The following is a 21,514-nucleotide window of genomic DNA, read 5'->3' as shown; positions in this document are numbered from 1 at the left end:
GTCCATGATGTCGCGCAGGTCATGCTCGGGCGGCCGGCCGAAGTCCAGAGCCCGGCCACGCCGCTCGAATCGCCACGCGGCCAGGACCGGCTCGATCAACTCCCAGCGGGCATCGGACAGATCACTCGGGTACGGACGTCGCTTCGCCATGCTTCCGGCGTACCGCCGCGAACCGAGTGCGCCCAGGCGCACAGCCGCGATGCCGGAAGCACGCAGGCCGTCAAGGCCGAACATCATGGGATGAAACAGGAACAACACCCACCTATCCCACCCGTCACCCCACCCGCCCCACAGGCAACAACTACATCCGAGGCCACTACCGCACCGTAATCGAACATCTTGAAAACCGCCCCAAAAGCGACCAATGCAGATGAAAACGACCTCTTAGAAGTCGTTTCTTATGGCGCGATCGTTCGTTGAACGGTGCATGACGGATCTGGTTGAGCGCCTGGTGCCAGATGAGTTGTGGGTGTTGTTCCGGCGGGTGGTGCCGCCAACAGAGGTGATACGTCCGCAGGGTGGGGGCCGGCGCCGGCCGGGTGACCGCGAGGCCCTGGCTGCGATCATCTTCGTAGCGACCTCGGGCTGCACGTGGAGGCAGCTTCCGCCGGTGTTCGGCCCGAGCTGGCAGACGGTCTACCGGCGCTTCGCCCAGTGGAGCCGGGCCCGCGTCTGGGCGAGGCTCCACCGCGTCATCCTCGACGAACTCGGCGCCGGCGGCGAGCTCGACTGGTCGCGGTGCTCGATCGACTCCGTCAGCATGCGGGCCGCAAAAGGTGCCTCTATGGTTTTCGTCAAGCTGTAGCGGGTGTGGGTGGTTGGTAGAAGGTGCCGTCGCGGAGCATGGCGAAGAGGACGTCGATGCGGCGTCGGGCGAGCGCGATGAGGGCCGGGATGTGGTGCTTTCCTTCGCGGCGTTTGCGGTCGTAGTAGGTGCGTGACTCGGGTTGGGAGAGCGAGGCGAACGCGGCGAGGTAGAAGGCTCTCTTGAGCTGTTTGTTGCCTCGCCGGGAAGGATGTTCGCCGCGGATGGACGTGCCGGAGTTCCGGGTCACGGGTGCGAGGCCGGCGTAGGCGGCGAGGTGGCCGGCGGTGGCGAAGCCGGATCCGTCGCCGACGTCGATGAGGATGCGGGCGGCGGTCCTGATCCCGATGCCGGGCATTGAGGTCAGGACGTGGGAAAGAGGGTGGGCCTCCAACAGTTCCTCGATCCGGGCGGCGAGGACTTTGCGCTGGTCAAGGACGGACTGGAGCGAGCTGGCGAGGCTGGGGACGATCAGCGCGGCAGCTTCGGTGCCCGGGACGACGACGGTCTGTTCGTCGAGTGCGGTGAAGATGTCCTCGATCAGCCGCTCGGCCATTCGCGGTGCCTTGGGACGTATCAGGGTCACCAGGCGGCGGCGTCCGGCTTTGCGGATCCGGGCCGGGGAGCCGAACTGGTCCAGCAGTTTGAGCACGGCCGGGTGCTGGATCCGTGGGCCCAGGACGCGTTCCAGGGAGGGGTGGATCTGGGTGAGGAGGCCGCGGAGCCGGTTGGCGATCCGGGTGGACTCGCCCGCGAGGTCGTCGTCGAACCCGGCGATCATCGCGAGCTCGGCAACCGTCTCGTCCGCGGGATCGATCGTCCGCAGGGTGTGGGGCATCGCTCTGGCGGCGTCCGCGATGATGAACGCGTCGCGGGCGTCGGTTTTCGCCTCGCCGGGGTAGAGATCGGCGATTCCCGGCGCGCAGCGCTGCCGGGCCGGGAACTGATTCGGCGGCCTGCGCCAGCATCGGCTCCACCGGTGGACTGAGCACCATCCCCGGCACCTCCCTCACGGTCTCCCTGACTGAAGCCTCCCCCTCTAACCCAACCCCCGGTGGCGCCCCTGTGCAGAAGGAGCCGTGACTCGCATCCGGCGGGTCACGCCGACTGGCCGGATGCGGCAGAGTCAGCTGCCCTGCTGGGCAGCCCAGGCCGCGATATTGGCGCGGGAGGCGAAGCCGAGCTTGGTGAGGATGTGCTCGACGTGCCCTTCGACCGTGCGCGGGGAGAGCACCAGCTCCGCCGCGATCTGCTTGTTGGACTTTCCCTGCGCCACCAGCGCCGCGACTTGGCGTTCGCGAGTGGTCAGCGGACTGGGCTCGTCCTGCTTTGTGTCCGGCTGGGGCGAGGCGTCGGTGCCGAGTGCGTAGTCGAGTGCTTCGTCGAGTTCGAAGGACAGGCCGCGGGCCACGGCGGCCTCGTACGGCGCCTCGCCGAGTGCTTCTCTCATCTGCGAGATGCCAGCGTCGATGACGGCTGTTTCGTCCTGAGCGGAGATGTAGGAGACGGCGAAGGCGCGGCGGATCCGCTCAAGCGCTCCGACAGTAGTACTTGGTAGCGGGCGCGGTGTCACACGGTCCACGGCTCCAGGACACTCCACGTGCCCTCGACCGCCTCGAAGACCCATTCCGAGCCTTCGAAGACCTCCTGCCCGCTCCCCGGACGAAGGCTACCGAAACGCTCAGCACACAGGTCGACCTGCATCAGCCCGTCGAACCGGGTGAACTGCGGGGGATCGTAGAGCACCCCCGCAGGAGAGCCCTGGCTCTCGTCGATCCGAAATCGCTTCACGTCGACCAGGTCCAGGCACATCGGCTCCCACCGCAGGGCCTCGTCCACCACCCGAACGTCGATCACAAGTCTGACGGCCCGCCCCCGCGGATTCCATCCGAACTCCTGGTCAAGGATCACCCGGCGGACACAGGAGTCACCGAACTCGTAGCGTGCCAGCAGTGCCGCGATCCCGTCATCGGTCAACTCGTACGGCCCAAGTCTTCGAGACGGTACCGGTGCTCTGAGATCCACTCTGCTCCTTGTCGAGGTGCCCATAGTAGGAGGAACACCCGCAGCCCCCAGCCAGGCGGGCACCTGGGGAATTACGCGAACGTCCACAGCGCCCTCGAAGAAGAGACTTGCTCCGAAGAGGTACGCGAGGCGGCGGGCGAGATGCGTGTCTGCCTCGGATCACGCCTCGCCTGCCCGCCGACACCACCGGGACCGCGCCGGCCTGGGGGTGCGGCCCGGTCTGCCGTCAGCTCCAGGTGCGCAGGAGTTCGGTGATGCGGGCGGTGGTGGTACGGGGTTCGTACAGCTCGTGGGCGAGGGCGGTGAGCTGTTCGCGGTTGGGGTCGGCGGGGATGCCGCTGGCGTTGAGGTACATCACGGCGGTCGCGCAGGCGACGGTGAGGTTGGAGCGTTCCAGCCAGCGGCAGCGGCCGAGCGTGTGGACGAGGGCGGCGGCGCGGGCCTGCGGGTTGTCGTAGACGGGCTGTTCGAGGAGTTCGGCGCGGTGGCGGGCCACCGCGGCGATCGGGACGCCGAGGTCCTCTGGTGCGGGGTCGCGGTGGCCGGCGCGTTCGGCGACTTCCAGGATCCAGGTCAGGTCGACGTGCAGGGACATGCTCACGCAGCGGCGCCCCGGCCGTCACCCGAAGCCGTAGGGGTGCGCTGCGCGTCCAGCTGCTCTTCAAGGTCCTGGAGGAAGGCCCCGTGAGTGTCCAGGAGGCGCTGGGCGGCGGCCATACCGGCGGCGCGGGCGCCGGTGGTGTCCTCGGTGATCAGGCGCTGCACGTACTGGTTGAAGTCCAGGCCGCGGGCCGCTGCCGCGCCCTTCCCGGCTTCCAGCACATCGGGCTCCAGCCGAAGCTGCGTCTGCTTCTTCCCACCACTCATCCCAGCAAGGTAGCAGGGTGGTAGCAGGCGCGACAGAGCCCAACAACGGGCACCGGCCCGCAGTGCGCACCGGCAGCTCTGCACTCGGCCGCGGCTGCAGCCGCCCCACGCGCCAGGACGGCCACCCCGGCGACAGCGTGGCCGCCGCCGGCCGTACCGCGCCCTGCTACGGCGTCAGGGTGAACTCCACCAGCGTGCGCCGCAGCCAGCCGCGATCTCCAGCAGCCGGTCCCTTCGACGAGGGCTCAGGAGTACGGGCTCCACCGGCCGAAGCGGGCCATCAAAAGGATCGCGGCCTGCTCGTCCACTCCGAGCGCGGCTGCGGCCTGGGCAGTGGTCAGGCCGGCGCGGGTGCCACGGGCAGCCCAGTACCCGACTCGCTCGGCGGTGACCTCCAACCGGCGGGCTGCGCGCACCGCGGCCGCCGGGGACGTCCTGGTCAGCCGGTCGATCTCCTCCTCCAGCCGCTCCAGCAGCACGGTCACCGACTCCGGCAGCGGAATGGCACAGGCCTCGACCCGGGCGGTGTGGCCGTCCCAGTCCCGCTCACAGGCATCCGCCTGCTCATCGCCCGCCTCCTCCAGTCCTTCGCCCGCGATCGATACCCTGTCGAGACGGTGCTCCGGACCCGTCCAGCCACAGGAGCACACCGCGCGCAGTGCGGCCGCCTGGGGAATGCGCGGGGAGCTCCCGTCGTAGATGCTCCACCGCGTCACCGACCGGCCGGCCGAACCCGAGCCCGTGTCGAAATACACCGGGGCAGGGACGCTTCCATCGGCCAGAAGCACTCCGACCCGGCCCTCATGCGAGGTGCCGAACTCCTCCGTCGTCCACTTGTCCTGATCGACCACGACACCCTCCCCGTCACCCGTCACCCGGCTGCCGGGCGGGTTCCGGCCGGACCCGCCCCGCCTCCGACCATGCCGCAGCCCACCCCGGTGCGGGACCGAAGCCGCGCACGGGCGACCCAACTCCCCAGACTGTTGGCTTCCCAAGACGCCCGTCTGACCGCAGATTCCACGGCCGTGCGCGCCTGCGGCCCCGGTGAGAGGGTGCGGGCGGCTTCGATGCCGTCAGCCGTCAGCCGTCAGCGGTGACGTCCAGGAGCCGGGCGAGCTGAGCGGGCAGCGGGCCGGCCAGGACCAGGCGGCGGGTAGCCCGCAGGAGCAGCATCGAGGAGTCGGCGAAGCGGCTCCGCTGACGTCCAGGATGATCCAGCACTGACCGGCATGGGTACCCGCCCCAAACCCGTTCGTAGCGTCGAAGGGCGGGGGCCGGAGTAGCCGTCCCGGCGGGAAGGAGTACCGGCCATGGGCGAGATCAGTGTGGGCAGGGAGCGCCTGGACCGGCTGCTCACCGGCAGCCGGAGCACGTACGGGGCCCCGTCTCAGGAGGCGTTCGCGGAGCTCGCGCGTACGCACCGGTGCCGGTCCGCCGCGGAGGTCCTGCCCTTTCGGGGGTCCTCTTGCGCCCGATCTGGTCGCCCTCGGACCGCCCATTCAAATCCCCCGAGGGGCCTGAGGCGAGCATGTGCACGCGTGCCACCACCGCCTCCGCCGGCAGGCCGGCGCACTCGGCAAGTGCCCGCTGAAGCCGGGACTCGCCGAACATGGTGTCGCTCAGCGGTCCCCCGCGGGCTTCGGTGATCCCGTCCGTGTTCAGGACGCACGTCACCCAGCAAGTGTCAGCTCGGCGGTTTCGGCGGTGACGATCGGCAGGGCCCCGACGAGCGTGCCGCGGTCGCGGTCCCCTCGACCGTTCCATCGGTATGCACGGTGAGCGGCGCGAAGTGGCCGGCGCTGGTCAGCCGCAGCTTCACCGTGCTGCCCTCGCAGGCTGCGGAGGCCAGGAGCATGGTCGCGAAGTGTGCGTGGTGGGAGTTGAGGAGCGCGGTGTTGCGGAGATTCAGCATGCGCTGGTGGTCATCCGCCATCGGCAGCAGGCCGTGAAGTCGCGACGGCCTACGCGGCCCGCGGCCCCGGCAGCCCGAGTCCGTTCAGGAAGGCGCCCAGTTCGGCGTTGAAGCGGGCCGGGTCTTCCATGTTCGGGTAGTGCGCTGCGCCGGGGACCGAGACGCTCCGGCCGCCCGGGAGGGGCCGCAGCAGGCGGGCGGCCATGTCGTGGTGATCGGCGGCGTCGAGGGCGCCGTTGACGGCCAGTGCCGGTACGGCGATTCCGGCGGCGCGCCGCCAGGTGTCCGCGACGGGCACCCGGAGGTCGGGCTCGTCACCGGTGTGCTTGGCGAGCGTCCCGAAGACCATCTCCCGCAGGCGGCGGACCACGTCGGGGTCAACCTCGTCGAGTGTGCGGTGCGGACCGGAGGTCAGGCGCATGAAGGCATCCACCCAGCCGGGCAGGTCCCCGGCGGCCAGGGCGTCCTGCTGAGCGGCCAACGCGTCCAGTATCCAGGGGCTCTGGAACACCGGCTCACTCGTGCCCGCCCCGCTGACGACGAGCGCGCGGACCAGCCGGGGGTGTTCCAGCGCGGTGTCGACCGCGGTGGCACCGCCCATGGAGACGCCGACCAGGACGGCCGGTCCGGCGTCGATCGCCCGGAGGAGACCGGCGAGGTCGTCGGCGGGGCGGAACGGGCCGGTGGCGTTCGCGGAGGCTCCGTGTCCCCGGGCATCGGGGGCGATCACCCGGTAGGCCGGGCTGAAGGCGCTGATTTGTTCCTCCCACATCCGGTGGTCGAGGAACCCTCCGTGCAGGAGGACCAGGGCCGGGCCCGTGCCCTCCTCCCGGTAGGCGAGGGGGCCGTCGGTGCTCTGCCACGTTCGGAGTAATGCGGCTGCGTCGTTCATGGCGACCAAGGTGCCATCCACTCCCCCATATTGACAACCCAGGTGTCATTCTTGGTGGATGACAGACGATCCGACGCCTCGTCCCGCACCGCCCTCCCCCCAGGACGCGCTCGCCGAGCGCCTCACCGATGCCTTCGACCTCGTCGGTCCCCTCTACCGCCGGGTCCACCGCAAGGTGGAGGATGCGGCCCCCGTCGAGGGCGTGCCGGTCGGGGTGCGTGCGGTGCTCGACCTGCTCCGCACCCGGGGACCGATGACGGTCCCGGCCATGGGCCGGGCCCAGGCGCTCAGCCGGCAGTTCGTGCAGCGCATGGTGAACGAGGCGGCGGAGCGCGGGCTGGTGCAGACCGTTCCCAACCCGGCGCACCGCCGGTCCCCTCTCATCCGCCCGACGGAGGCGGGCCGGTCGGTTCATCCAGGCGGTACGCGCCCGCGAGCACGAGCTACTGCGGCGGATCGACCCGGCGCTGACCGAGGCCGACGTCGACGCCTGCGTGCGCGTCCTGGGCGCGGTGCTCGTGCTCTTCGACGACGTCGAGGTGGACTAGCGCAGGCCCCGCAGCCCCTCACGGGCCACCCGCGCACCCGGCGCCAGTGCGTCGCCAAGGGCAACTATGCCCATCTCGCCCAGGCCCTGGCCGGTGACAACCAGAACCCCCTAGCTGTTTTCGATCGCCTCCTCGACCGCGTGATCAACGGGATCGCACCGGGAGCCTGACGACGTACTCAACCCGCCCGAAACACCGCAAGATGCGGGGGGCCAGGACGGCTACCGGAGAGCAGCAGGCCGTCGGCAGCGATCCGGTCCCGGGCCGGCAGCGGCCACCGGGCGGCCCGTACCCGGTCCGTCCACGCCCGCAGGCCCTACCGTCCGGGCGTGGGAGCCTTCGCCGTCACCGCGCACGCCCCGCGCCTCCGGCCGGGGCGTCCTGCTGCCGGTGAGCGGGGATCGCGGCTTCCGCCGGGCCAGCGCCGCGACCAGGTCTCCCATGGTGGCCGGCTCGCTCGCCGACCCTGTGTCGGCTGTGCTCCGCAGGGCGTTCGTTCAGACTCCGGTCGCGGATCTGGCGCTGTAGGTCGCGGTGCATATGGACGCAAGCAAGTAGCTCCAGGATTGTTCGGGCAACACTTCCGTCATCGACAGGCGCTGGGGAAGCGTGACCGCGGTGGCGGCCAGTCCGTGGTCGCGCAGCTGGGACAGGGCGGCCGCGGTGGGCAGCTCCCGCAGGTCGTAGGCGGCCGCGGCGGCCGCGCAGGCGTCGCTGGGGGCGATCCATCCGTCGGCCGTCGCCAGCGGGTAGCGGTAACCGGCCGGCGGGCGGGGGTCCTGGCCCCGGGCCACCCGCCTCAGGGCGGGGCCGGTCAGGGTGTCGGCCGCCCCGAGCAGGGAGTTCAGTCAGGTCGCGCCGTGGTGGTTCATGAGGGAGTGATGCGTGCCAGCAGGGTGCGGAGGGCAGCGGTGCGGGGGTGCGCCCGGTGCAAGTACCGTTCGCACCCGGCCAGCGCCCGGCCCGCCTCGCCACGGGCCTCGTCGCCGCGCCTGAGGGCGTGGTGGGCGGCTACCCGGTGGAGTTCCAGGTGCCCGACGGCGTGCGGGGGCGGCTCGGGGCCCGCCTCCGACGCCTCCGCCAGCGCCTCCTCGTGGCGGCCCAGACTTGACAGCTCGCCGCCCTCGCGGCACGCGCCCACGGCCGCCAGGACCCGTCACCCCTGCCCGAGTTCGAGACGCTGATCGCAGAGGCCGAAAGGACCTTCGACCTCCACCACAGCCTGCTGGACCTGCCGCCCACGTCTCTGTCCGGCACGGTCGACGGAAGTGTCGGCGCTGATCTCCGCGACCAGGTCGGGCCGGACCAGGGCGGTGTCGAGGACGTCGCGAGTGCCCCAGGCCGAAGAGAACGTCGCACCGGTCCATGGATGGCCGGTGCCGGCCGGAGTGAGATGCTCGGCGAGCATGCGGACCGCGTCGGGCGCAGCGGGACGGTGCGGCCGACGGGACGGAAGCATCCGGTCCGACAGCCTTCCCCGGCCAGGCGGGCGTGGGCGCGGAGAGATGTAGACGCCGCCTCGGTACGAGCCGTCCAGCGCCCGTGTCGGGCAGGTGCTTTTTAGAGCATGCCGAGTCCCCTGCCGTCCGGTGACGCCCATCACGCAGCCCAGCCTTGACCGCCTATCGTTACCGATATATCGTTGACCTATCGCGATAGCTTCGCGAGCTATTCATTAACGAAAGGTGGTACGCATCATGCGTCCCGAATTCACACCCCAGAACACGCACCAGTGCGGCCCCGGCGTCACCGGCCCGGCCCGCGCACACCACGACCATGACCGCGGCGAGAACCTGCACGGGCGCCGCATACGGTCCAAGGGCGCCTTCGGCGCCTGTGCCCGACCTGAACAGCACGACCGTCCCGGTCCGCGAACCCCGCGCTTCAGCGGCGGACGGCCGTACGAGCAAGGATCCGCAGCTCCGCCCGAGGTTCGGGGCGAGGCCGATGAGCAGTCCCGATGCGGGCGTTCCTTCGCAGGCGCTCCTGCCGAGCACGGCGCAGACGCACAGCGGCCCGGCGATGGCTTCGGTCCTCGAGGGCGCCGAGGTGGCGGCCGCGGTCCGATGTCGCCCACCGGGCGCGGCAGGCGTGCCGGGCGGCCCTGCCAGACGGGCCATGACAGGAGCTTCCCGGGGCAGGGCCGGGCACGTCGCCGGCCCTGCGCTCGGCGGGAAGCCGTCCAGAGCGTGGCGAGCGGTCAGCGTGGCCGCGGTGGTCGCGCCACGCACCAGACCGGCCGAGGGCCGTGGGCGCGGCGAGATGCCGGTTCTTGCGAGCATGCGCCGTCTTCGTTCGGCGGGGCTGCGCGCAAGCGTGGTAGCGGGCCCTTCGCCGGTCTCTTCGGACCGGGCGGGCGCGGCCCGGCCGCGGCAGGCGGCTGCTTCGGTCGGCGCGGCCCGCGTCGCCACGGTGACGCAGGTCCGCTGTGCGCGGATCGGTGCACCGTGGGGTCGAACCGTCGCGTCGGGCGGGGCCGCGCGCGGCAGGCCGCCGGCGCGGTAGGCCCGGACCAGGGCCCCATCCAGGGCGGCTTGATGTCCTGGACCGAGGGCAGGCCGGATCGTGGTCCCTTCAGAAGCGTCGGCCGTGGACCGCGGCGTCGAGAGGGTTGCGCCCGCTAGCGACAGCCGCAGCCTCGCCTCTCCTTTCAGTGCCGCACCGAGCTCTGTCGGTGCGGCACTGCCATGTGTGAAGGCTGTCCCGACGAGAACGTCACCGGCGGCGTTGCGAGGAAACGGGTTTGATCGGAGCTCACTCGACGGGGACGCGCAGCACACGAACACTTCGCAAAAGCGGATGAAAGTGCACGTCCGGTGTCAGGATGCCGCGGGGTGCAACGTTCAAGCCCCGAGCCGGGTTCGTACGTCGAAGGAGAGTCGTCCCATGACCGCTGTATCGCCGCAGGACAGGCCCGAGCCTTTGCGGATCCTGGTGCTGAGCGCCTCCCTGCGCGCGGAGTCCTTGAACACCAGGCTGGCTCTGCTGGCCGAGCGGCTCATCACCGGCTCTGGTGCCGTCGTGGACCGCGCGTCCCTGCGCGACTTCCCTCTGCCGCCCTACGACGGCGATGTCGAGGACGCCGACGGCGTACCGGCCACGGCGGCCGATCTGGGCCGGCGCATCGCCGAGGCGCAGGCGTTCCTGATCGCCGCCCCGGAGTACAACGCTTCCATTCCTGGCGCCCTGAAGAATGCGCTGGACTGGGTCTCGCGGCTGCGGCCGCAGCCCTTCAAGGACCGGCACGCCCTTCTGCTGTCGGCCTCGCCGTCCCTGGTCGGCGGCAACCGGGGGCTGTGGGCGCTGCGGGTGCCGTTGGAGCACCTGGGTACCCGCGTCTACCCGGACATGTTCAGTCTCGCTGCCGCCCACCAGGGCTTCACCGACACCGGCGACCTCACCGATACCGGGCTGCAGGACCGGCTCGCCGAAACCCTGCAGACGTTCCTGGGACTGGTTGAGGCCGACACCCGCTACGTCTGCCTGGAACGCCGCTGGTACGAGTTCCTGGGCGACCGCACCGGAGCCCCGGTCACTCAGCGCGCCGAAGACTGACCTCCAGGCGCACCCTGCCACCCCGCATCCCCCGACGCGGTGTGCTGATGCGGGCCGCACCCCTGCCGGGGTACGCCCGTGATTACAGGAATGCCTTCCGCCGGGTGGTGCGGTTGGCGTTGTAGAGGGAGAGGGCCAGCAGCACGGTCATGAGTAGCCCGGTGGCCAGGTACGGCTCGGGGGTGAAGGGGGTGAGCAGGACCAGGAGGGCGACGGCGGGGTGCAGGAGGGAGCGGGCCGCCTTCGAGCCGTGGGGGCGTACATGGAGCAGCCAGGTCACCGTGACGAAGACGGCCACCGCGGTGGAGAAGACCCAGGCGCCGGCGAAGGCAGAAATGTGGCCGTGGCCGTCCAGGAGGGCTGCGCCGATCTCCAGTCCGGTGCCGACGGCGGCGGCGGAGCCGAGGACGAGGTAGTGGCCGTAGCCCCAGCGGAACGCCTGCCGGTTGTCGGTGACCAGGCCCTCATCGTTGGGGCGGGCGAAGTACATCCACCACATGGTGAAGACGGTCAGCAGGCCGCCGAGGGCGAGCAGGGACAGCTGCAGGAGGTGGGCCCCGTCCAGGGCGTGCTGGACGGCGATCGTCGCGGACTTCACGGTCTCCCCGAGCACGATGAGGGTGAACAGGCCGAAGCGTTCCGCGATGTGCTCGGGGTGCCAGGCGCTGGGGGCGTCCCGTTCGCTGATCACGGGCACCAGGAGTTCGCCGGCGACCAGGACGATGAAGAACCACAGCTGCCAGGCTTCCGGCATCCACAGCCGACCGATCCAGCCCGCCTGCAGCACGCTGATCCCGATCGCGTAGCGGCGTGCGACGCGGGCGCGGGCCGGGTCCGGGTCTTCTACGGCGGCGCGGATCCACTGGCTGACGGAGCTGATCCGCATGATCGCGTAGCCGATGGTGATGACGGTGAAGTCGCCTGCGAACGCCTCGGGTACGCCCGCGGCCAGGACCAGGGCGCCGGCCATCTGGACAAAGACGGCCAGGCGGTAGGGGACGTCGTCGGTGTCGTAGGCGGAGGCGAACCAGCTGAAGCCCATCCACGCCCACCAGATCGCGAAGAACACCGCCGCGTAGTAGGCCAGCCCATGGGCCGCATGGCCCTCCAGGACCTGCTCGGCGAACTGGATCGATGCCTGGGAGACCGCCACGACGAAGCACAGGTCGAAGAACAGCTCCAGCGTGGTTGCGGTGCGGTGCTCCTCCCCCGGATCGCGGCCCCGCATTGTACGACGCAGAACGTGCGCGGCAGGCTTGGGCAACGACATGAGCGGGCTCTCTCTCACGACAGGGGACGGCGGCAGCCCGGTCCGGTACCGGTGGGCTGCTTGCTCCTACCGAACAGGCCCAGGGCCATCGATCGGGACTGGCCACGCCGCAGGCCGACCGGCCGGCTGCGCACGTCAGCGGATGACCTTCTGCCGGGGGCTGGCCACGCGGTGGCCCGCCACGCCTGGTTCTGCCGCGCGAGCCGGCGCCCCCAGCGTGGTGACCGACTCCGAGGCGCTAGCACCCATGGGTGGGCGGCGACCGACGGCCGGGGGCCGTGCGTATCAGCCGAAGAACTGCATCAGTTCGCGGGTGAGGTCTTCGGGGCGTTCCTGGGAGAGGTAGTGTCCGGCGCCCTTGAACTCCACGTACCGCACGTCGGCGGCTTTGCCGTCGAGGAGGGCGGGGACGAAGCCGAAGTTCATCCCGCCCAGGCCCAGGACCGGCATGGTCAGCTGCTTGTAGGTGCGGGCGTCTTCGATGTCGCGCCCGAAGGTCTGGTACCAGGCGTTGGAGGCGCGGACCGCTCCCGGCTGCTCGTAGGCGGCGGCATAGATCTCGCGGCTGGTCTCCTCGATGGCGTCGGGGTCGAGGGCTTCGAGGCCGATGAGGTAGTCGATCAGGAGCCGGTAGCGGCCCGCCAGGAGCTTTTCGGGCAGGTCGTCGACCTGGTTGAAGGCGAACCACCACAGGTGCGGCTGTCCGGGCTGGGGCAGCATGCGCATCTCGTTGAAGACCTCACCGGGATGGCCGACCTCCCACAGGGCGAGCTTGCTGGTGGCTTCGGGGTGGTTGGCGGCGAAGGCGTAGGCGACCATCGAGCCGATGTCCTCGCCCGCGATGTTGACCTGTCCGTGCCCGAGGTGGCGGACCAGCTCGTAGATGTCACGGGCCATCGTCTTTTTGTCGTAGCCGCCTTCGGGCTTTGCCGAGTCGCCCATGCCGCGGTAGTCGACCGCGATGACCTCGTACCGCTCGGCGAGGGCGGGCATGACCTTGTGGAACTGCCACCAGGTCTGGGGCCAGCCGGGCAGCAGCACCAGTGGCTCCCCGCGGCCGCCGGTGACGTAGTGCAGGCGGGTGCCGTTGACGTCGGCATAGCGGTGCTCGAACCCTTCCAGAGCAGGTCCGGCCGGGGTAGGCGTGGGGGTGGGGGTGGTCATGTCGTGTCCTTGCCTTTGCCCGATCGGGGAGTCCGGGCGGTGTTGAACGTGGGGGGTGGGGGGCCGGGCCGCCCGCCGGGGGGAGGTCGGGCGGCCCGGCGGCTTGGGGGTGCCTACATCTTGTCGAGGTGGCTGATGACCTCTTCGAAGGTGATCTGGATGAGCTTGCCGCCGGCCTCGGTGGACCAGTCGACGCCGAGCTCGGCCACCAGCTGGTTGGTGGAGGTCGTCACGACGCCGTAGTTCTCCCAGCGTCGGCGTGCGGCGTCCTCGCCGATGGCGTTCGGGGAACCGCCGGCGTCCTGGACGACCTGCACGTTGAAGCCCTCCTCGACCATGCTGATCGAGGGGTAGACGATGCACACGTCATTCGTCAGGCCGGCCATGATGATGTTCTTGCGACCGCCGGCGGCCTTCAGAACCGCATTGCGGTAGTTCTCGTCGTGCCAGGCGTTGGCCATGCCCGAACGCTTGATCCGCGCTTCGTACGCCTCGGGCAGGATCTCCTGCATGTCGGGGATCAGCGGTCCCTGGGCGTGGTCCTCCTGGCTGGTGGTCAGGACCACCGGCATGTCGAGAGCCTTGGCGATCCGGGCCAGGGCGCGGGCGTTCTGCACGATGGTGGTGCGGGAGATGTTGCGGCAGAAGTCGAGCGTGCCCTGCTGGTGGTCGATCAGCAGCATGACCGAGTCCTGCGGCGTGAACGGCGTGAACTTCTCAGGCATGACAGTCACCTCTCATCCGGCTGACGGGCTTGTGGAAGGACCCGCCGGCAGTGCTTTTGCAGTGGCTAGGGCCGGGCCGGCGGTAAGGCTGTGACGCCCTTGGAAGCGCCGTGCGTATCGCGTCGATGACGTCCGTGGTCCGGCAGTCGGCAGCCTTGGCCACGCCACGTGGGGCAGCGTTTCTTCGGCGCGGCCTCAGGCCGGAGCGGGGCCTGTCATCTGCTGGAGGGCGCCGAAGAAATCCTCGACGTGCCAGGTGGTGCTGATGCGGTCGGCGGCGATGTGGTGGATCTCCATGGTCATCATCTCGATGTGCCGGCCGGTCGGGGGCACACCGAGAAACTCCCCGGTCTGACGGCCGGAAAGTCGGGCGCGGACGGCGGCGGTGTCGCCGGAGACGACCACCTCCTCGACCGTGTACCGGAGGTCCTCGAAGACACTGTGCAGCATGCGCAGAGTCTGCTTCTGACCTTCCGGGCCGCCGGGGTTGCCGGGGACGGGCGGCTGAGGAGTCCAGTTGGTGGCGAGTGTTTCGTCGAGGAGGTCGGGGTTGTCGGTGTCGAACGCCTCGTAGAAGCGGCGGGCAAGTTCTTCGGCGCGGGTCATGACGTGCTCCTTGTGCGGTATCGGTTTCGTGAGAGGCGAGGCCAGCCCGGCAGGCACTTTCGGCGGTAGGCGGCATGCCGGCGGCGGGGATCGGGTCAGGCCGTGGTGATCACGAGCTTTCCGCGGACGTGGCCGCTGGTGGAGGCCGTGTGGGCTTGGTCCATGGCGGTCAGCGGGAACGTGGTCGTCTCGGCCACGCACAGTGCGCCGGTGGAGACGAGTCGGCCCAGTTCGGCCATGTCCTCGTCGGTGGCCTGGTAGTTGAAGTTGACGGCGCGCACGCCCGCTTCGACGAGCGCGTCGGGGTCGGCGGCGAAGACGGTGCTGGCCAGGCGCCCGCCCTTGCGCAGTAGCGGGGCGATCTTCTGGGCCACCACCTCGCGGCCATCGACCAGGTCCAGGACCGCGTCGATGCCCTCCGGGTGTGCGGTGCGGACCGTGTCGGCGACGTCCGTGGTGCGGTAGTCGACGACCTCGGCTGCGCCGAGCCGGCGGGCGTAGTCGTGGTCCTCGGCGGCGGCGACCGCGATGACGCGGGCGCCGCGGGCTGCGGCCAGCTGCGTCACGTAGGAGCCGACCCCGCCGGTCGCGCCGACCAGCAGGAGCGTCTCGCCTTCCTGCAGGTCAAGCCAGCGGGTCAGGGCCAGGGCGGTTCCGCCGGTCATCGGCAGCGCCGCCGCCGCAACCGGGTCCAGGCCCTCGGGGCGCACAGCCAGAGCGGCGATGTCGGGGGATGCGGTCATGTACTGGGCGTAGGAGCCGTGCGGGTGCGCGGCCGCCGTGCCGGGACGGCGCATCCCGAAGACTTCCTGGCCCACCTCGAACGCCGCCCCGTCACCGGCGGCGCTGACGCGGCCGGCGACGTCGAAGCCGAGGGTCAGCGGGAAGGGGAACTCCGCGCCCGGGCGGGCGAAGGCCCCTCCCGCCAGTTTCCAGTCGATCGGGTTCACCGCTGCGGCGCGGACCTCGATCTGCACCTCACCCGGGCCCGGCTCGGGAACCGGCAGGTCCCGCACGGTGGGGGTCTGGCCGAAGGAATCGATCGCGAAGGCATACATGGTGATCCTTTCCGCCGTTCACGACGGCTGCGGATGCGACAGGCGACGGCCTTGAACAGGCACCCGACACAATCCATAGACGGCTATGCTTCTTTTATGAGCATAGGCGTCTATGGAATAGTGTCAAGTGCATCCCGATCATCACGCGAGGACACGAGGTGGCCATGGCGGCACGCACACCGGACCAGGCGGCTCCCACGCCCGGCCCACCGGCCCGCTCAGAGGCGGAGTCGATGGTCTGCTACACCGTGAACCACGCAGCGCGCCTCCTCGGCCAGGCCATCACCACACGCCTCGCGGCCCTCGGCGCCTCCCCGGGCCAGCTACCCACCCTCCTCGCCCTCTACGAGCGGGACGGGCTCACCCAAAGTGAGCTCGCCCGCCACACCGGCGTCGAGCAACCCACCATGGCCGTCAACCTCAAACGCATGGAACGCGACGGCCTGATCACCCGCCGCCCCGACCCCACCGACGCCCGCCGCGCCCTCGTCCACCTCACCGACCAGGCCAAAGCGGTACGCCCCGAGATCCAGGCCCTGCGCGCCGGAATCGACACCGAAGCCCTCACCGGCTTCACCCCCGACGAATACACCCAACTCGCGGGCCTCCTCGACCGCCTGGTAGCCAACCTCCACACCCTTACCAGCCAACCCGGCCAACAACCCGCCCCCTGAACCCGACCGCCCGCCCCCGGGCACCACAGCCCGGCGTCCGGCGGGTTGCGGGCGGCACCACCGCACCGGTGCTCCCGGCGAAAACGCCGGGAGCCGGAGGCGGCACGACCCGACCTCTGGAGAGGCGCTGCGGCGAGCCGAGAACGGCCTCCCTGCCCCGCGGTACGTGGGCTGCAACGCGCTGGTGCAACGCGGGCACCTGGGGTGACGTGGGCCGGGCCGGCGTCTGTCCAGGTCAGGGGTGCAGCTCGCAGGTGTTGCGCTGCGCGCGCTGCAGGTGTGTCGCAGCCCTCCGGCTAGCCGACGGCTACGTGCGCCGGGGGCATCGGGCTACACGGTGTCGTCGTCGCAGTCGTCGACCCAGCGGGCCAGAAGGCTGAGAGCGCCCAGGCGTTCCAGGGCATCCTGGGCGTCCATGGCGTCGGTGCCGTGGGCGGAGGTGTTGCGGATGGTCAGCTGCACGCCGGGGGCGAAGAGCCGCAGCCCCTCGTTCATCGCCTTCACCGTCTGGTTCACCGGATCCCCGGGCCACCGCAGCTTCGGGTCCCCGGCCTTCGGCGGCGCGGAGGAGAACACCTGCTGCCAGAGGCTGGTGGCGGGCACGTCATGGCGGCCGGTACGGGCCTGGACGTGCGCGACGAGCGCCTCCGCCGCCGAGGCGACGGCCTCGCGGTAGTGCTCGTTCCTCCAAAGGCGGGAGGCCGCACCCCACACCAAGGGGTGGAATTGCTCCACGCCGGAGACGGAAGGTGCCTCCGCTTCGGCTCTGCGCTCCATCGCCTCCAGGCGGCCCAGCATCTGATCGCACGCGCCCAGGACGTCGTCTGCCTCCAACACCGGCTTGGGCAAGGTCATGGACGCCCAGGTGGCGATGGGGTCGATCTTGCCGTGCCCTTCGACGTGGACGTACGCGTTCGTGAGGCCGGGGGCGTAGCTGGCGCGGCCGGCCGCCAGAGCCACCTTGGAGCGCAGTTCCTTGATCTCTATGGGGTCGGCGTCGTCCCGGGGGATCTCTGCCGGGGCCAGGCCGCGGGCGAAGTCCCGGTTGGTCACATGAAGGGAGAGGAACTCCTCCAACGCGCTCTTGAAATCGGCGACCGCTCGTGCGGTCGCCTTCAGGTACTCGGGGTCACGGACTGCATCCATGGCGCATCCTCACACGACGGCGTGCGGTGTGGCACCGCAATTCGAACACCTGATTGAATAAGTGGGTGATGTCCTTCCGTTTCCCCGACGACCTGATCAGCCTCAAGCGCCAGCAGATCCGCGCCTACAACCAGCTCGCCCTTCGCCCCACTGTGGGAGCGGCCGAGCTGCGACGGGAGCTGATCCGGTTGTCGTGCCTGATCAGCTCCCACCCGTACTGGGCGCAGCGCGGCTGGAGCACCGCAGGGCAGGTAGAGCTGTTCCGCGCGGCTGAGAGGGGGCCGGAGGGGGTGCGGGAGCTGAGCGTCCGCTGGAACGGTGAGGAGTTTGTCGTCACCGATCCCGGGCTGCGGTCCTCGTGAGCGACCTCGAGGCCCGCCTGGAGAGCTGGCGGGCTGTTCGGACGTGGCTGGGCTGGCAGCAGAAGCTGGCAGAGCGGGCGATCAGCGAGCTGGAGGCGGAGCTGGCCGCCGAGCCGGCCCGCCGGCCCCCGCCTCAGCCGCCGGACTGGAAGCTCGAATCCATCCGGACCGGATCCGGACCAAGGCGCTGCGCGTCCACGTTGGGGACTGCGCGATGAGCGGCGGCAAGCCCCTCGGCGGAGAGGAGGCCCGCCGGATGCTCGCCGAGGGCGTCGAGCCCTGCCCCTACTGCAGCCCCGAGAACGCACTCGGCATGACCGGCTGACCGCCAACCTCCAGGCTGCGGGTGCGTTCGGAGGTAAGGGGTGCGGCCTGAGGGCTGTCCCGCAATCCCCGGCGGGCGCACGACGCCGGCTACAGCGCCTCGCCGCGTTGTCGGAACGCCCCGATACGCCCAGTATGAGGGCGCCCCTCCGCCTTGCGATGCACCGCATCTGACGCCGTGCGCTGGTCTACCGGGGATTACGGGACAGCCCTTAGTAGCGGTAATCAGGGCCGTGGACGCCTGCCCCATGGGCCGGGCACGTCCGCCACCCGGAACATCGACAAAGTCGCCGCGACCTGCCGACGACTCTCCGACTCAGGACACTAGGGCCTGTGTGAGGTTGTGATCAGTCGGCGGCTTTCAGGAGGTCGTCGATCCAGATCATTGCGGCGCGGAGGTGGAGGCCGGCGAGGTAGCTTTCGGGTGCCTTGTCGTAGCGGGTGGCGATGCCGCGCCAGGCCTTCAGCTTGTTGATCACGTTCGACCGTGTTCCGTTCCTTGTAGAGATCGACGTCGTAACTGACGGGCCGGCCGCCTTTCGTGCCCTTCTTCTTCCGGTGGGCAGCCTGGTCCTTCTTCTCCGGGATGACTGCTTTGATTTTGCGTTTGCGCAGGTAGGCGCGGTTGCTGCGGGATGAGTAGGCCTTTGTCGCCGGCGACCGCGCCGGATCTGGTGCGGGGGCGGCCGGCCGGCAGACGAATCAGCACCTTCTCGAGCACGGGGATGAAATGCGGGCTGTCCGCGGCCTGTCCGGTGGTCAGGATGAACGCGAGCGGACGGCATCTGCGGTCCGAGGCGAGATGGATCTTGCTGGTCAGTCCGCCACGGGACCTGCCGAGCAGGGCTTGGTTCAGACGGAGCTGGCGTCGGCGTCGCACGCGTCGACGCTCGGCCTGTCCGTTCTGTTCCTCCGGGCCGCCCCTTTTTACCGGCCCTCTTCCTGTTCCCGCGCAGCCTCTTCCAGGGCCTCCCTGAGGCCCTTGCCGACGCGCATCCCGGCGGCGTCGTGGTGGGCGCGGACCGTTGTGGAACCCACGCTGACCAGCGACAAGTCGGTTCTCTCTGCGCGGGCGGCTTCGGCGATCACGCCTTCCAGCAGCGCGGAGAAGACGCCGGCGTGCCGCCAGACCCGGAAACGCCCGTAGACGGTGGCCCAGGGACCGAACTCGGCAGGCGTCTCCCGCCACCGGCCGCTGGAACGGAACCGCCAGATCACCCACCCCCTCGAACTGTTCCCGCAGCCGCTCGGGGTACGGGCCGTACCTGCCGATCAGCAGGTACGGCTCGATGAACTTCCACTGAGCATTGGTGAGTTGCCTACGCGTCACGACCAATGTCCTACCGGGTCCCGCCCCACCGAGAAGGCTAAACCCAGCAACTGATCACGACACCACACAGGGCCTAGGTCGCTCACCTGGGCATTTGCCGGACACGGGGGCGGCCTTCGTCTGATCATGTGCTCCGACCAAAGTGCACGTGACCAAGACGAAGGCCGTGAGAGTGAGTCTGCTGCCTGATGCTGTCCGGAGGGAAGCGTTCGCGGAAGCGTCACGCTCCCGGGCCGAGTTCTATGAGTGTCTGACCGCCCGGCGTGACGAACTGTTCGAGCTGACGGACGCGCCTGCTGTGCGTCGACGGGCCGGTGGGGTGTCGCCGGTGGACCTGACGCTGGTGCCCGAGCATCGGCGTGGGCACGGAGCGTTGTACGGAGCCCTCAACCATGGCCGGATCGACGTCGACAGGTTGCGGTCCCTGCTGGCCGACATGTCTATGCCGCGCTTCGATGGTGGTCGCCTTTCGCAGTCCGGGACGTCGCACCGCCGAAGGCGTAGGTCATCGCGTTGGCGACTTCTTGGTGCCCGTCGGTGAGGGCGATGTCGTGGAGCCGTTGGCCGATGCCGTCCATGGCTGCGGGGTCGGCGATCAGCCGCACGGAGCCGGCGACGTCCGCGCTCAGCAGCCGTTCTGGCTGCACTGGCACGACGGACAGCGTCCGCGTCGGCATGCACCGGACTACTTCGTACGCCTCGCGGACGGGCGGGCGCGTGTGGTCGACGTCCGGCCCGGTGACCAGATCGACGAGGCGTCTGCGGAGGCTTTCGCAGCGACGGAGCGGGCCTGCCGGGCGGTGGGCCGGCAGCGAACAGCGCAGCGCGCCCGTGCGCCCAGACGCTGGGTCGGTCAGGCCAGTATTCCCGGGCAATTAGGCATGCCCAGGCCGCGCAGATAGCCTACAAACGATCACAGACACGCCAAACTGAGGGGCTCCCCTTGCAAAACCTGGCTCGCACAGTCAGCACAGCCGGATTCGTCCTAGCTCTCTCCTTGGCCGCCCCCCTTCAGCCAGCCCAGGCTGCAAACGCCACCGCCATCCAGAATCTCAAGACGGGCCGCTGCCTAGACAGCAACGCAGCTGGCGAAGTTTACACTCTTCCCTGCCAAGGCGGCAACAACTACCAGCACTGGGATACCTACCAGGATGGGTCGGGGTGGTGGAAGCTGCGCAACACGGCGACCGGAAGGTGTCTCGACGCCAACGGGCGCGGACAGGTCTACACCTTGCCTTGCCAGAGCGGGAACGATTACCAACTCTGGGAATGGGACGGGCCGGACGGCAGCGGGGCCAGTATGCACCTACTGCACGTACAGGATGTTCGCTCTCTGGACGGCAACGCGCAAGGCGGTGTGTACACCTTGCCCACCCAATGGGACAACGGGTACCAAATCTGGAACCCAAGATGAGCAGTAGGCCCATCGCCGCGCACCATTAGTGAGGTTTTCAGGGTGGGATGGGTGGGTCCCGACGGACACCCAGACCTGGTAGGTGGGCTGCGCGGGCAGGAGCCGGTCCGGCTCCTCGGCTGTGCCGACGATGGGGACATTTGATGGTCAGGCCTGTGGCGGTGAGGCAGCCGCCGATCAGGTGGGGCCGGAGCTGGATCCTGCGTAACTCGCGGCGGAGTGTGCGGTCGAGGTCGTCGGGTGTGTCGAAGGCGATGTTGGCCATCGCTCTGCGCACGAGTGACCAGACCGCCTCGACGGGGTTCAAGTCCGGTGCATAGGGCGGGAGGCGGATGGTGGTGAGCCAGTCGTGTTCGGCCTCGTACTGCTTCAGTCCGGCGGCCAGGTGGGTGTTGAGGTTGTCCCAGACCACCACGATGGGGCCGTCGAGCTGGATGTGCGCGCGGACCAGGAGGTCGCGGTAGTCCTTCCAGGAGAAGCTCTTGCGGGCGCCCTTGAGGAGGAGAGGGGTGCGGGGCCGGTGGATGAGGCGGCTCTTCTCGCCGGGTTTGTAGCAGCACAGGGCGGCGACCGAGGTGCCGCGGCGGGAGCGGACGCGGATGACGGAGGTGTGTCCGCGCCACCCCAGGTACGGGCGACCGGCGGCGTCATCGAGAAGCCGGCCTCGTCCTCGAAGACGAGGCATGCCCCGGACGCCGCCGCGAGGCTTTTACCTTCGGCCACACCCTCCTTCTTCCATAGATCGACGGCGTGCTCGTCGCGTCCGAATGCCCGGCGGGCGGGTGCCTGCCAGGACTAGGGTCTGTCGTCAAAGTGATCTTGTGTTGTGGATCACGG

The 21,514-nt window shown here is 69.9% G+C and carries 23 protein-coding genes and 8 pseudogenes; 10 read left to right on the top strand and 21 right to left on the bottom strand.

Annotation, left to right across the window (positions count from 1 at the left end):
- A pseudogene (locus AMK16_RS37690) lies at nt 1-258 on the bottom strand (hypothetical protein); the annotation flags it as partial.
- A 169-nt stretch (nt 259-427) separates the two neighbouring features.
- On the opposite strand from AMK16_RS37690, the pseudogene AMK16_RS27550 reads away from it, so the two are divergent.
- Nucleotides 428-778 (top strand): annotated as a pseudogene (locus AMK16_RS27550) (transposase); the annotation flags it as partial.
- A gap of 16 nt (nt 779-794) precedes the next feature.
- Here the strand turns inward: AMK16_RS27550 and AMK16_RS27545 are convergent.
- The 9 genes and pseudogenes from AMK16_RS27545 to AMK16_RS27510 form a co-directional block, all read right to left on the bottom strand.
- Nucleotides 795-1,741: pseudogene (locus AMK16_RS27545) on the bottom strand (IS110 family transposase); the annotation flags it as partial.
- Nucleotides 1,742-1,931: 190 nt separating this feature from the next.
- A complete protein-coding gene (locus AMK16_RS37685) occupies nt 1,932-2,255 on the bottom strand; it encodes a response regulator transcription factor (RefSeq protein ID WP_073920005.1) in 324 nt (107 codons plus the stop codon).
- A 119-nt stretch (nt 2,256-2,374) separates the two neighbouring features.
- Nucleotides 2,375-2,782, bottom strand: coding sequence for a hypothetical protein (locus tag AMK16_RS27535; RefSeq protein ID WP_073920004.1), 408 nt, complete (start codon nt 2,780-2,782; stop codon nt 2,375-2,377).
- A 274-nt stretch (nt 2,783-3,056) separates the two neighbouring features.
- Nucleotides 3,057-3,425, bottom strand: a complete 369-nt coding sequence (locus tag AMK16_RS27530; protein WP_073920003.1) for a fic family toxin-antitoxin system, toxin component — start codon at nt 3,423-3,425, stop codon at nt 3,057-3,059.
- A gap of 2 nt (nt 3,426-3,427) precedes the next feature.
- Complete coding sequence (locus AMK16_RS27525; RefSeq protein ID WP_242438934.1) at nt 3,428-3,697, bottom strand: hypothetical protein; 270 nt, start codon at nt 3,695-3,697, stop codon at nt 3,428-3,430.
- Nucleotides 3,698-3,942: 245 nt separating this feature from the next.
- Nucleotides 3,943-4,548 (bottom strand): hypothetical protein, encoded by a 606-nt coding sequence (locus tag AMK16_RS27520; RefSeq protein WP_073920052.1) that lies wholly within the window; start codon nt 4,546-4,548, stop codon nt 3,943-3,945.
- 229 nt (nt 4,549-4,777) lie between these two features.
- The gene (locus tag AMK16_RS36345) at nt 4,778-4,918 is read right to left on the bottom strand and encodes a hypothetical protein (protein WP_158071251.1); all 141 of its coding nucleotides are present in this window, start codon (nt 4,916-4,918) and stop codon (nt 4,778-4,780) included.
- A gap of 132 nt (nt 4,919-5,050) precedes the next feature.
- Nucleotides 5,051-5,648: pseudogene (locus tag AMK16_RS35370) on the bottom strand (PP2C family protein-serine/threonine phosphatase); the annotation flags it as partial.
- 10 nt (nt 5,649-5,658) lie between these two features.
- Nucleotides 5,659-6,501, bottom strand: coding sequence for an alpha/beta fold hydrolase (locus tag AMK16_RS27510; RefSeq protein ID WP_073920001.1), 843 nt, complete (start codon nt 6,499-6,501; stop codon nt 5,659-5,661).
- 58 nt (nt 6,502-6,559) lie between these two features.
- On the opposite strand from AMK16_RS27510, the pseudogene AMK16_RS27505 reads away from it, so the two are divergent.
- Nucleotides 6,560-7,049: pseudogene (locus tag AMK16_RS27505) on the top strand (MarR family winged helix-turn-helix transcriptional regulator).
- Nucleotides 7,050-7,546: 497 nt separating this feature from the next.
- Here AMK16_RS27505 and AMK16_RS38390 read toward each other — a convergent pair.
- Nucleotides 7,547-7,843: a hypothetical protein gene (locus AMK16_RS38390; RefSeq protein WP_242438951.1), complete on the bottom strand. Its 297-nt coding sequence runs from the start codon at nt 7,841-7,843 to the stop codon at nt 7,547-7,549.
- A 134-nt stretch (nt 7,844-7,977) separates the two neighbouring features.
- Between AMK16_RS38390 and AMK16_RS35970 the strand changes: the two genes are divergently transcribed.
- The gene (locus AMK16_RS35970; protein ID WP_143196895.1) at nt 7,978-8,160 is read left to right on the top strand and encodes a hypothetical protein; all 183 of its coding nucleotides are present in this window, start codon (nt 7,978-7,980) and stop codon (nt 8,158-8,160) included.
- A 45-nt stretch (nt 8,161-8,205) separates the two neighbouring features.
- On the opposite strand, the gene AMK16_RS27490 is transcribed toward AMK16_RS35970, so the two are convergent.
- Nucleotides 8,206-8,457 carry a hypothetical protein gene (locus tag AMK16_RS27490; protein ID WP_073919999.1) on the bottom strand — a complete coding sequence of 84 codons (252 nt, stop codon included), beginning with the start codon at nt 8,455-8,457 and terminating at the stop codon, nt 8,206-8,208.
- 1,478 nt (nt 8,458-9,935) lie between these two features.
- Between AMK16_RS27490 and AMK16_RS27485 the strand changes: the two genes are divergently transcribed.
- The gene (locus AMK16_RS27485; RefSeq protein ID WP_073919998.1) at nt 9,936-10,604 is read left to right on the top strand and encodes an NADPH-dependent FMN reductase; all 669 of its coding nucleotides are present in this window, start codon (nt 9,936-9,938) and stop codon (nt 10,602-10,604) included.
- An 82-nt stretch (nt 10,605-10,686) separates the two neighbouring features.
- On the opposite strand, the gene AMK16_RS27480 is transcribed toward AMK16_RS27485, so the two are convergent.
- The 5 genes from AMK16_RS27480 to AMK16_RS27460 all read right to left on the bottom strand — a co-directional run bounded on the left by AMK16_RS27480 (nt 10,687) and on the right by AMK16_RS27460 (nt 15,427).
- Nucleotides 10,687-11,832, bottom strand: coding sequence for a low temperature requirement protein A (locus AMK16_RS27480; protein ID WP_107417263.1), 1,146 nt, complete (start codon nt 11,830-11,832; stop codon nt 10,687-10,689).
- A 327-nt stretch (nt 11,833-12,159) separates the two neighbouring features.
- Nucleotides 12,160-13,038, bottom strand: a complete 879-nt coding sequence (locus AMK16_RS27475) for an alpha/beta fold hydrolase (protein ID WP_073919996.1) — start codon at nt 13,036-13,038, stop codon at nt 12,160-12,162.
- A 113-nt stretch (nt 13,039-13,151) separates the two neighbouring features.
- Nucleotides 13,152-13,763: an isochorismatase family protein gene (locus tag AMK16_RS27470; RefSeq protein ID WP_073919995.1), complete on the bottom strand. Its 612-nt coding sequence runs from the start codon at nt 13,761-13,763 to the stop codon at nt 13,152-13,154.
- 195 nt (nt 13,764-13,958) lie between these two features.
- Nucleotides 13,959-14,369 carry an ester cyclase gene (locus AMK16_RS27465; RefSeq protein ID WP_073919994.1) on the bottom strand — a complete coding sequence of 137 codons (411 nt, stop codon included), beginning with the start codon at nt 14,367-14,369 and terminating at the stop codon, nt 13,959-13,961.
- Nucleotides 14,370-14,464: 95 nt separating this feature from the next.
- Nucleotides 14,465-15,427 carry an NADP-dependent oxidoreductase gene (locus AMK16_RS27460; protein ID WP_073919993.1) on the bottom strand — a complete coding sequence of 321 codons (963 nt, stop codon included), beginning with the start codon at nt 15,425-15,427 and terminating at the stop codon, nt 14,465-14,467.
- Between the two features lie 164 nt (nt 15,428-15,591).
- Here AMK16_RS27460 and AMK16_RS27455 point away from each other — a divergent pair, with 164 nt between their 5' ends.
- Nucleotides 15,592-16,101 (top strand): MarR family winged helix-turn-helix transcriptional regulator, encoded by a 510-nt coding sequence (locus tag AMK16_RS27455; RefSeq protein WP_073919992.1) that lies wholly within the window; start codon nt 15,592-15,594, stop codon nt 16,099-16,101.
- A gap of 330 nt (nt 16,102-16,431) precedes the next feature.
- On the opposite strand, the gene AMK16_RS27450 is transcribed toward AMK16_RS27455, so the two are convergent.
- Complete coding sequence (locus tag AMK16_RS27450; protein WP_073919991.1) at nt 16,432-17,247, bottom strand: TIGR02391 family protein; 816 nt, start codon at nt 17,245-17,247, stop codon at nt 16,432-16,434.
- 68 nt (nt 17,248-17,315) lie between these two features.
- On the opposite strand from AMK16_RS27450, the gene AMK16_RS27445 reads away from it, so the two are divergent.
- Nucleotides 17,316-17,609 (top strand): hypothetical protein, encoded by a 294-nt coding sequence (locus tag AMK16_RS27445; protein ID WP_143196894.1) that lies wholly within the window; start codon nt 17,316-17,318, stop codon nt 17,607-17,609.
- On the top strand, nt 17,566-17,934 hold the full coding sequence (locus AMK16_RS38190) for a DUF6233 domain-containing protein (RefSeq protein WP_338014485.1): 369 nt from the start codon (nt 17,566-17,568) through the stop codon (nt 17,932-17,934). The genes AMK16_RS27445 and AMK16_RS38190 overlap by 44 nt, the downstream gene beginning before the upstream one ends.
- Nucleotides 17,935-18,280: 346 nt before the next feature.
- Here the strand turns inward: AMK16_RS38190 and AMK16_RS38605 are convergent.
- Nucleotides 18,281-19,263 (bottom strand): annotated as a pseudogene (locus AMK16_RS38605) (IS5 family transposase).
- A gap of 142 nt (nt 19,264-19,405) precedes the next feature.
- Here AMK16_RS38605 and AMK16_RS27425 point away from each other — a divergent pair.
- Nucleotides 19,406-19,804 (top strand): transposase, encoded by a 399-nt coding sequence (locus AMK16_RS27425; RefSeq protein ID WP_443333611.1) that lies wholly within the window; start codon nt 19,406-19,408, stop codon nt 19,802-19,804.
- Here AMK16_RS27425 and AMK16_RS36765 read toward each other — a convergent pair.
- Nucleotides 19,704-19,916, bottom strand: a complete 213-nt coding sequence (locus AMK16_RS36765; protein ID WP_199885611.1) for a hypothetical protein — start codon at nt 19,914-19,916, stop codon at nt 19,704-19,706. The two genes, AMK16_RS27425 and AMK16_RS36765, sit on opposite strands and share 101 nt — an antisense overlap.
- On the opposite strand from AMK16_RS36765, the pseudogene AMK16_RS37665 reads away from it, so the two are divergent.
- Nucleotides 19,887-20,069 (top strand): annotated as a pseudogene (locus AMK16_RS37665) (TnsA-like heteromeric transposase endonuclease subunit); the annotation flags it as partial. The gene AMK16_RS36765 and the pseudogene AMK16_RS37665 sit on opposite strands and share 30 nt — an antisense overlap.
- A gap of 137 nt (nt 20,070-20,206) precedes the next feature.
- A complete protein-coding gene (locus tag AMK16_RS27415) occupies nt 20,207-20,677 on the top strand; it encodes a ricin-type beta-trefoil lectin domain protein (protein WP_107417261.1) in 471 nt (156 codons plus the stop codon).
- A 142-nt stretch (nt 20,678-20,819) separates the two neighbouring features.
- On the opposite strand, the pseudogene AMK16_RS27410 reads toward AMK16_RS27415, so the two are convergent.
- Nucleotides 20,820-21,472 (bottom strand): annotated as a pseudogene (locus AMK16_RS27410) (IS630 family transposase); the annotation flags it as partial.
- Between the last annotated feature and the right edge of the window lie 42 nt (nt 21,473-21,514).

This window comes from Streptomyces sp. CB00455 (assembly GCF_001905445.1).
Classification (GTDB): domain Bacteria; phylum Actinomycetota; class Actinomycetes; order Streptomycetales; family Streptomycetaceae; genus Streptomyces.
The sequence above is the reverse complement of the archived record's forward strand: the minus strand, read 5'-3'. Positions and strand labels throughout refer to the sequence as shown.

What these genes read in the sequence shown, in the direction of transcription:
- AMK16_RS27450 (WP_073919991.1), bottom strand. Translation starts at nt 17,247, where the DNA reads ATGGATGCAGTCCGTGACCCCGAGTACCTGAAGGCGACCGCACGAGCG.
- AMK16_RS27465 (WP_073919994.1), bottom strand. Translation starts at nt 14,369, where the DNA reads ATGACCCGCGCCGAAGAACTTGCCCGCCGCTTCTACGAGGCGTTCGAC.
- AMK16_RS27525 (WP_242438934.1), bottom strand. Translation starts at nt 3,697, where the DNA reads ATGAGTGGTGGGAAGAAGCAGACGCAGCTTCGGCTGGAGCCCGATGTG.
- AMK16_RS27445 (WP_143196894.1), top strand. Translation starts at nt 17,316, where the DNA reads ATGTCCTTCCGTTTCCCCGACGACCTGATCAGCCTCAAGCGCCAGCAG.
- AMK16_RS27470 (WP_073919995.1), bottom strand. Translation starts at nt 13,763, where the DNA reads ATGCCTGAGAAGTTCACGCCGTTCACGCCGCAGGACTCGGTCATGCTG.
- AMK16_RS27455 (WP_073919992.1), top strand. Translation starts at nt 15,592, where the DNA reads ATGGCGGCACGCACACCGGACCAGGCGGCTCCCACGCCCGGCCCACCG.
- AMK16_RS27490 (WP_073919999.1), bottom strand. Translation starts at nt 8,457, where the DNA reads ATGCTCGCCGAGCATCTCACTCCGGCCGGCACCGGCCATCCATGGACC.
- AMK16_RS27460 (WP_073919993.1), bottom strand. Translation starts at nt 15,427, where the DNA reads ATGTATGCCTTCGCGATCGATTCCTTCGGCCAGACCCCCACCGTGCGG.
- AMK16_RS27475 (WP_073919996.1), bottom strand. Translation starts at nt 13,038, where the DNA reads ATGACCACCCCCACCCCCACGCCTACCCCGGCCGGACCTGCTCTGGAA.
- AMK16_RS37685 (WP_073920005.1), bottom strand. Translation starts at nt 2,255, where the DNA reads ATGAGAGAAGCACTCGGCGAGGCGCCGTACGAGGCCGCCGTGGCCCGC.
- AMK16_RS27480 (WP_107417263.1), bottom strand. Translation starts at nt 11,832, where the DNA reads ATGCGGGGCCGCGATCCGGGGGAGGAGCACCGCACCGCAACCACGCTG.
- AMK16_RS27485 (WP_073919998.1), top strand. Translation starts at nt 9,936, where the DNA reads ATGACCGCTGTATCGCCGCAGGACAGGCCCGAGCCTTTGCGGATCCTG.
- AMK16_RS27530 (WP_073920003.1), bottom strand. Translation starts at nt 3,425, where the DNA reads ATGTCCCTGCACGTCGACCTGACCTGGATCCTGGAAGTCGCCGAACGC.
- AMK16_RS27510 (WP_073920001.1), bottom strand. Translation starts at nt 6,501, where the DNA reads ATGAACGACGCAGCCGCATTACTCCGAACGTGGCAGAGCACCGACGGC.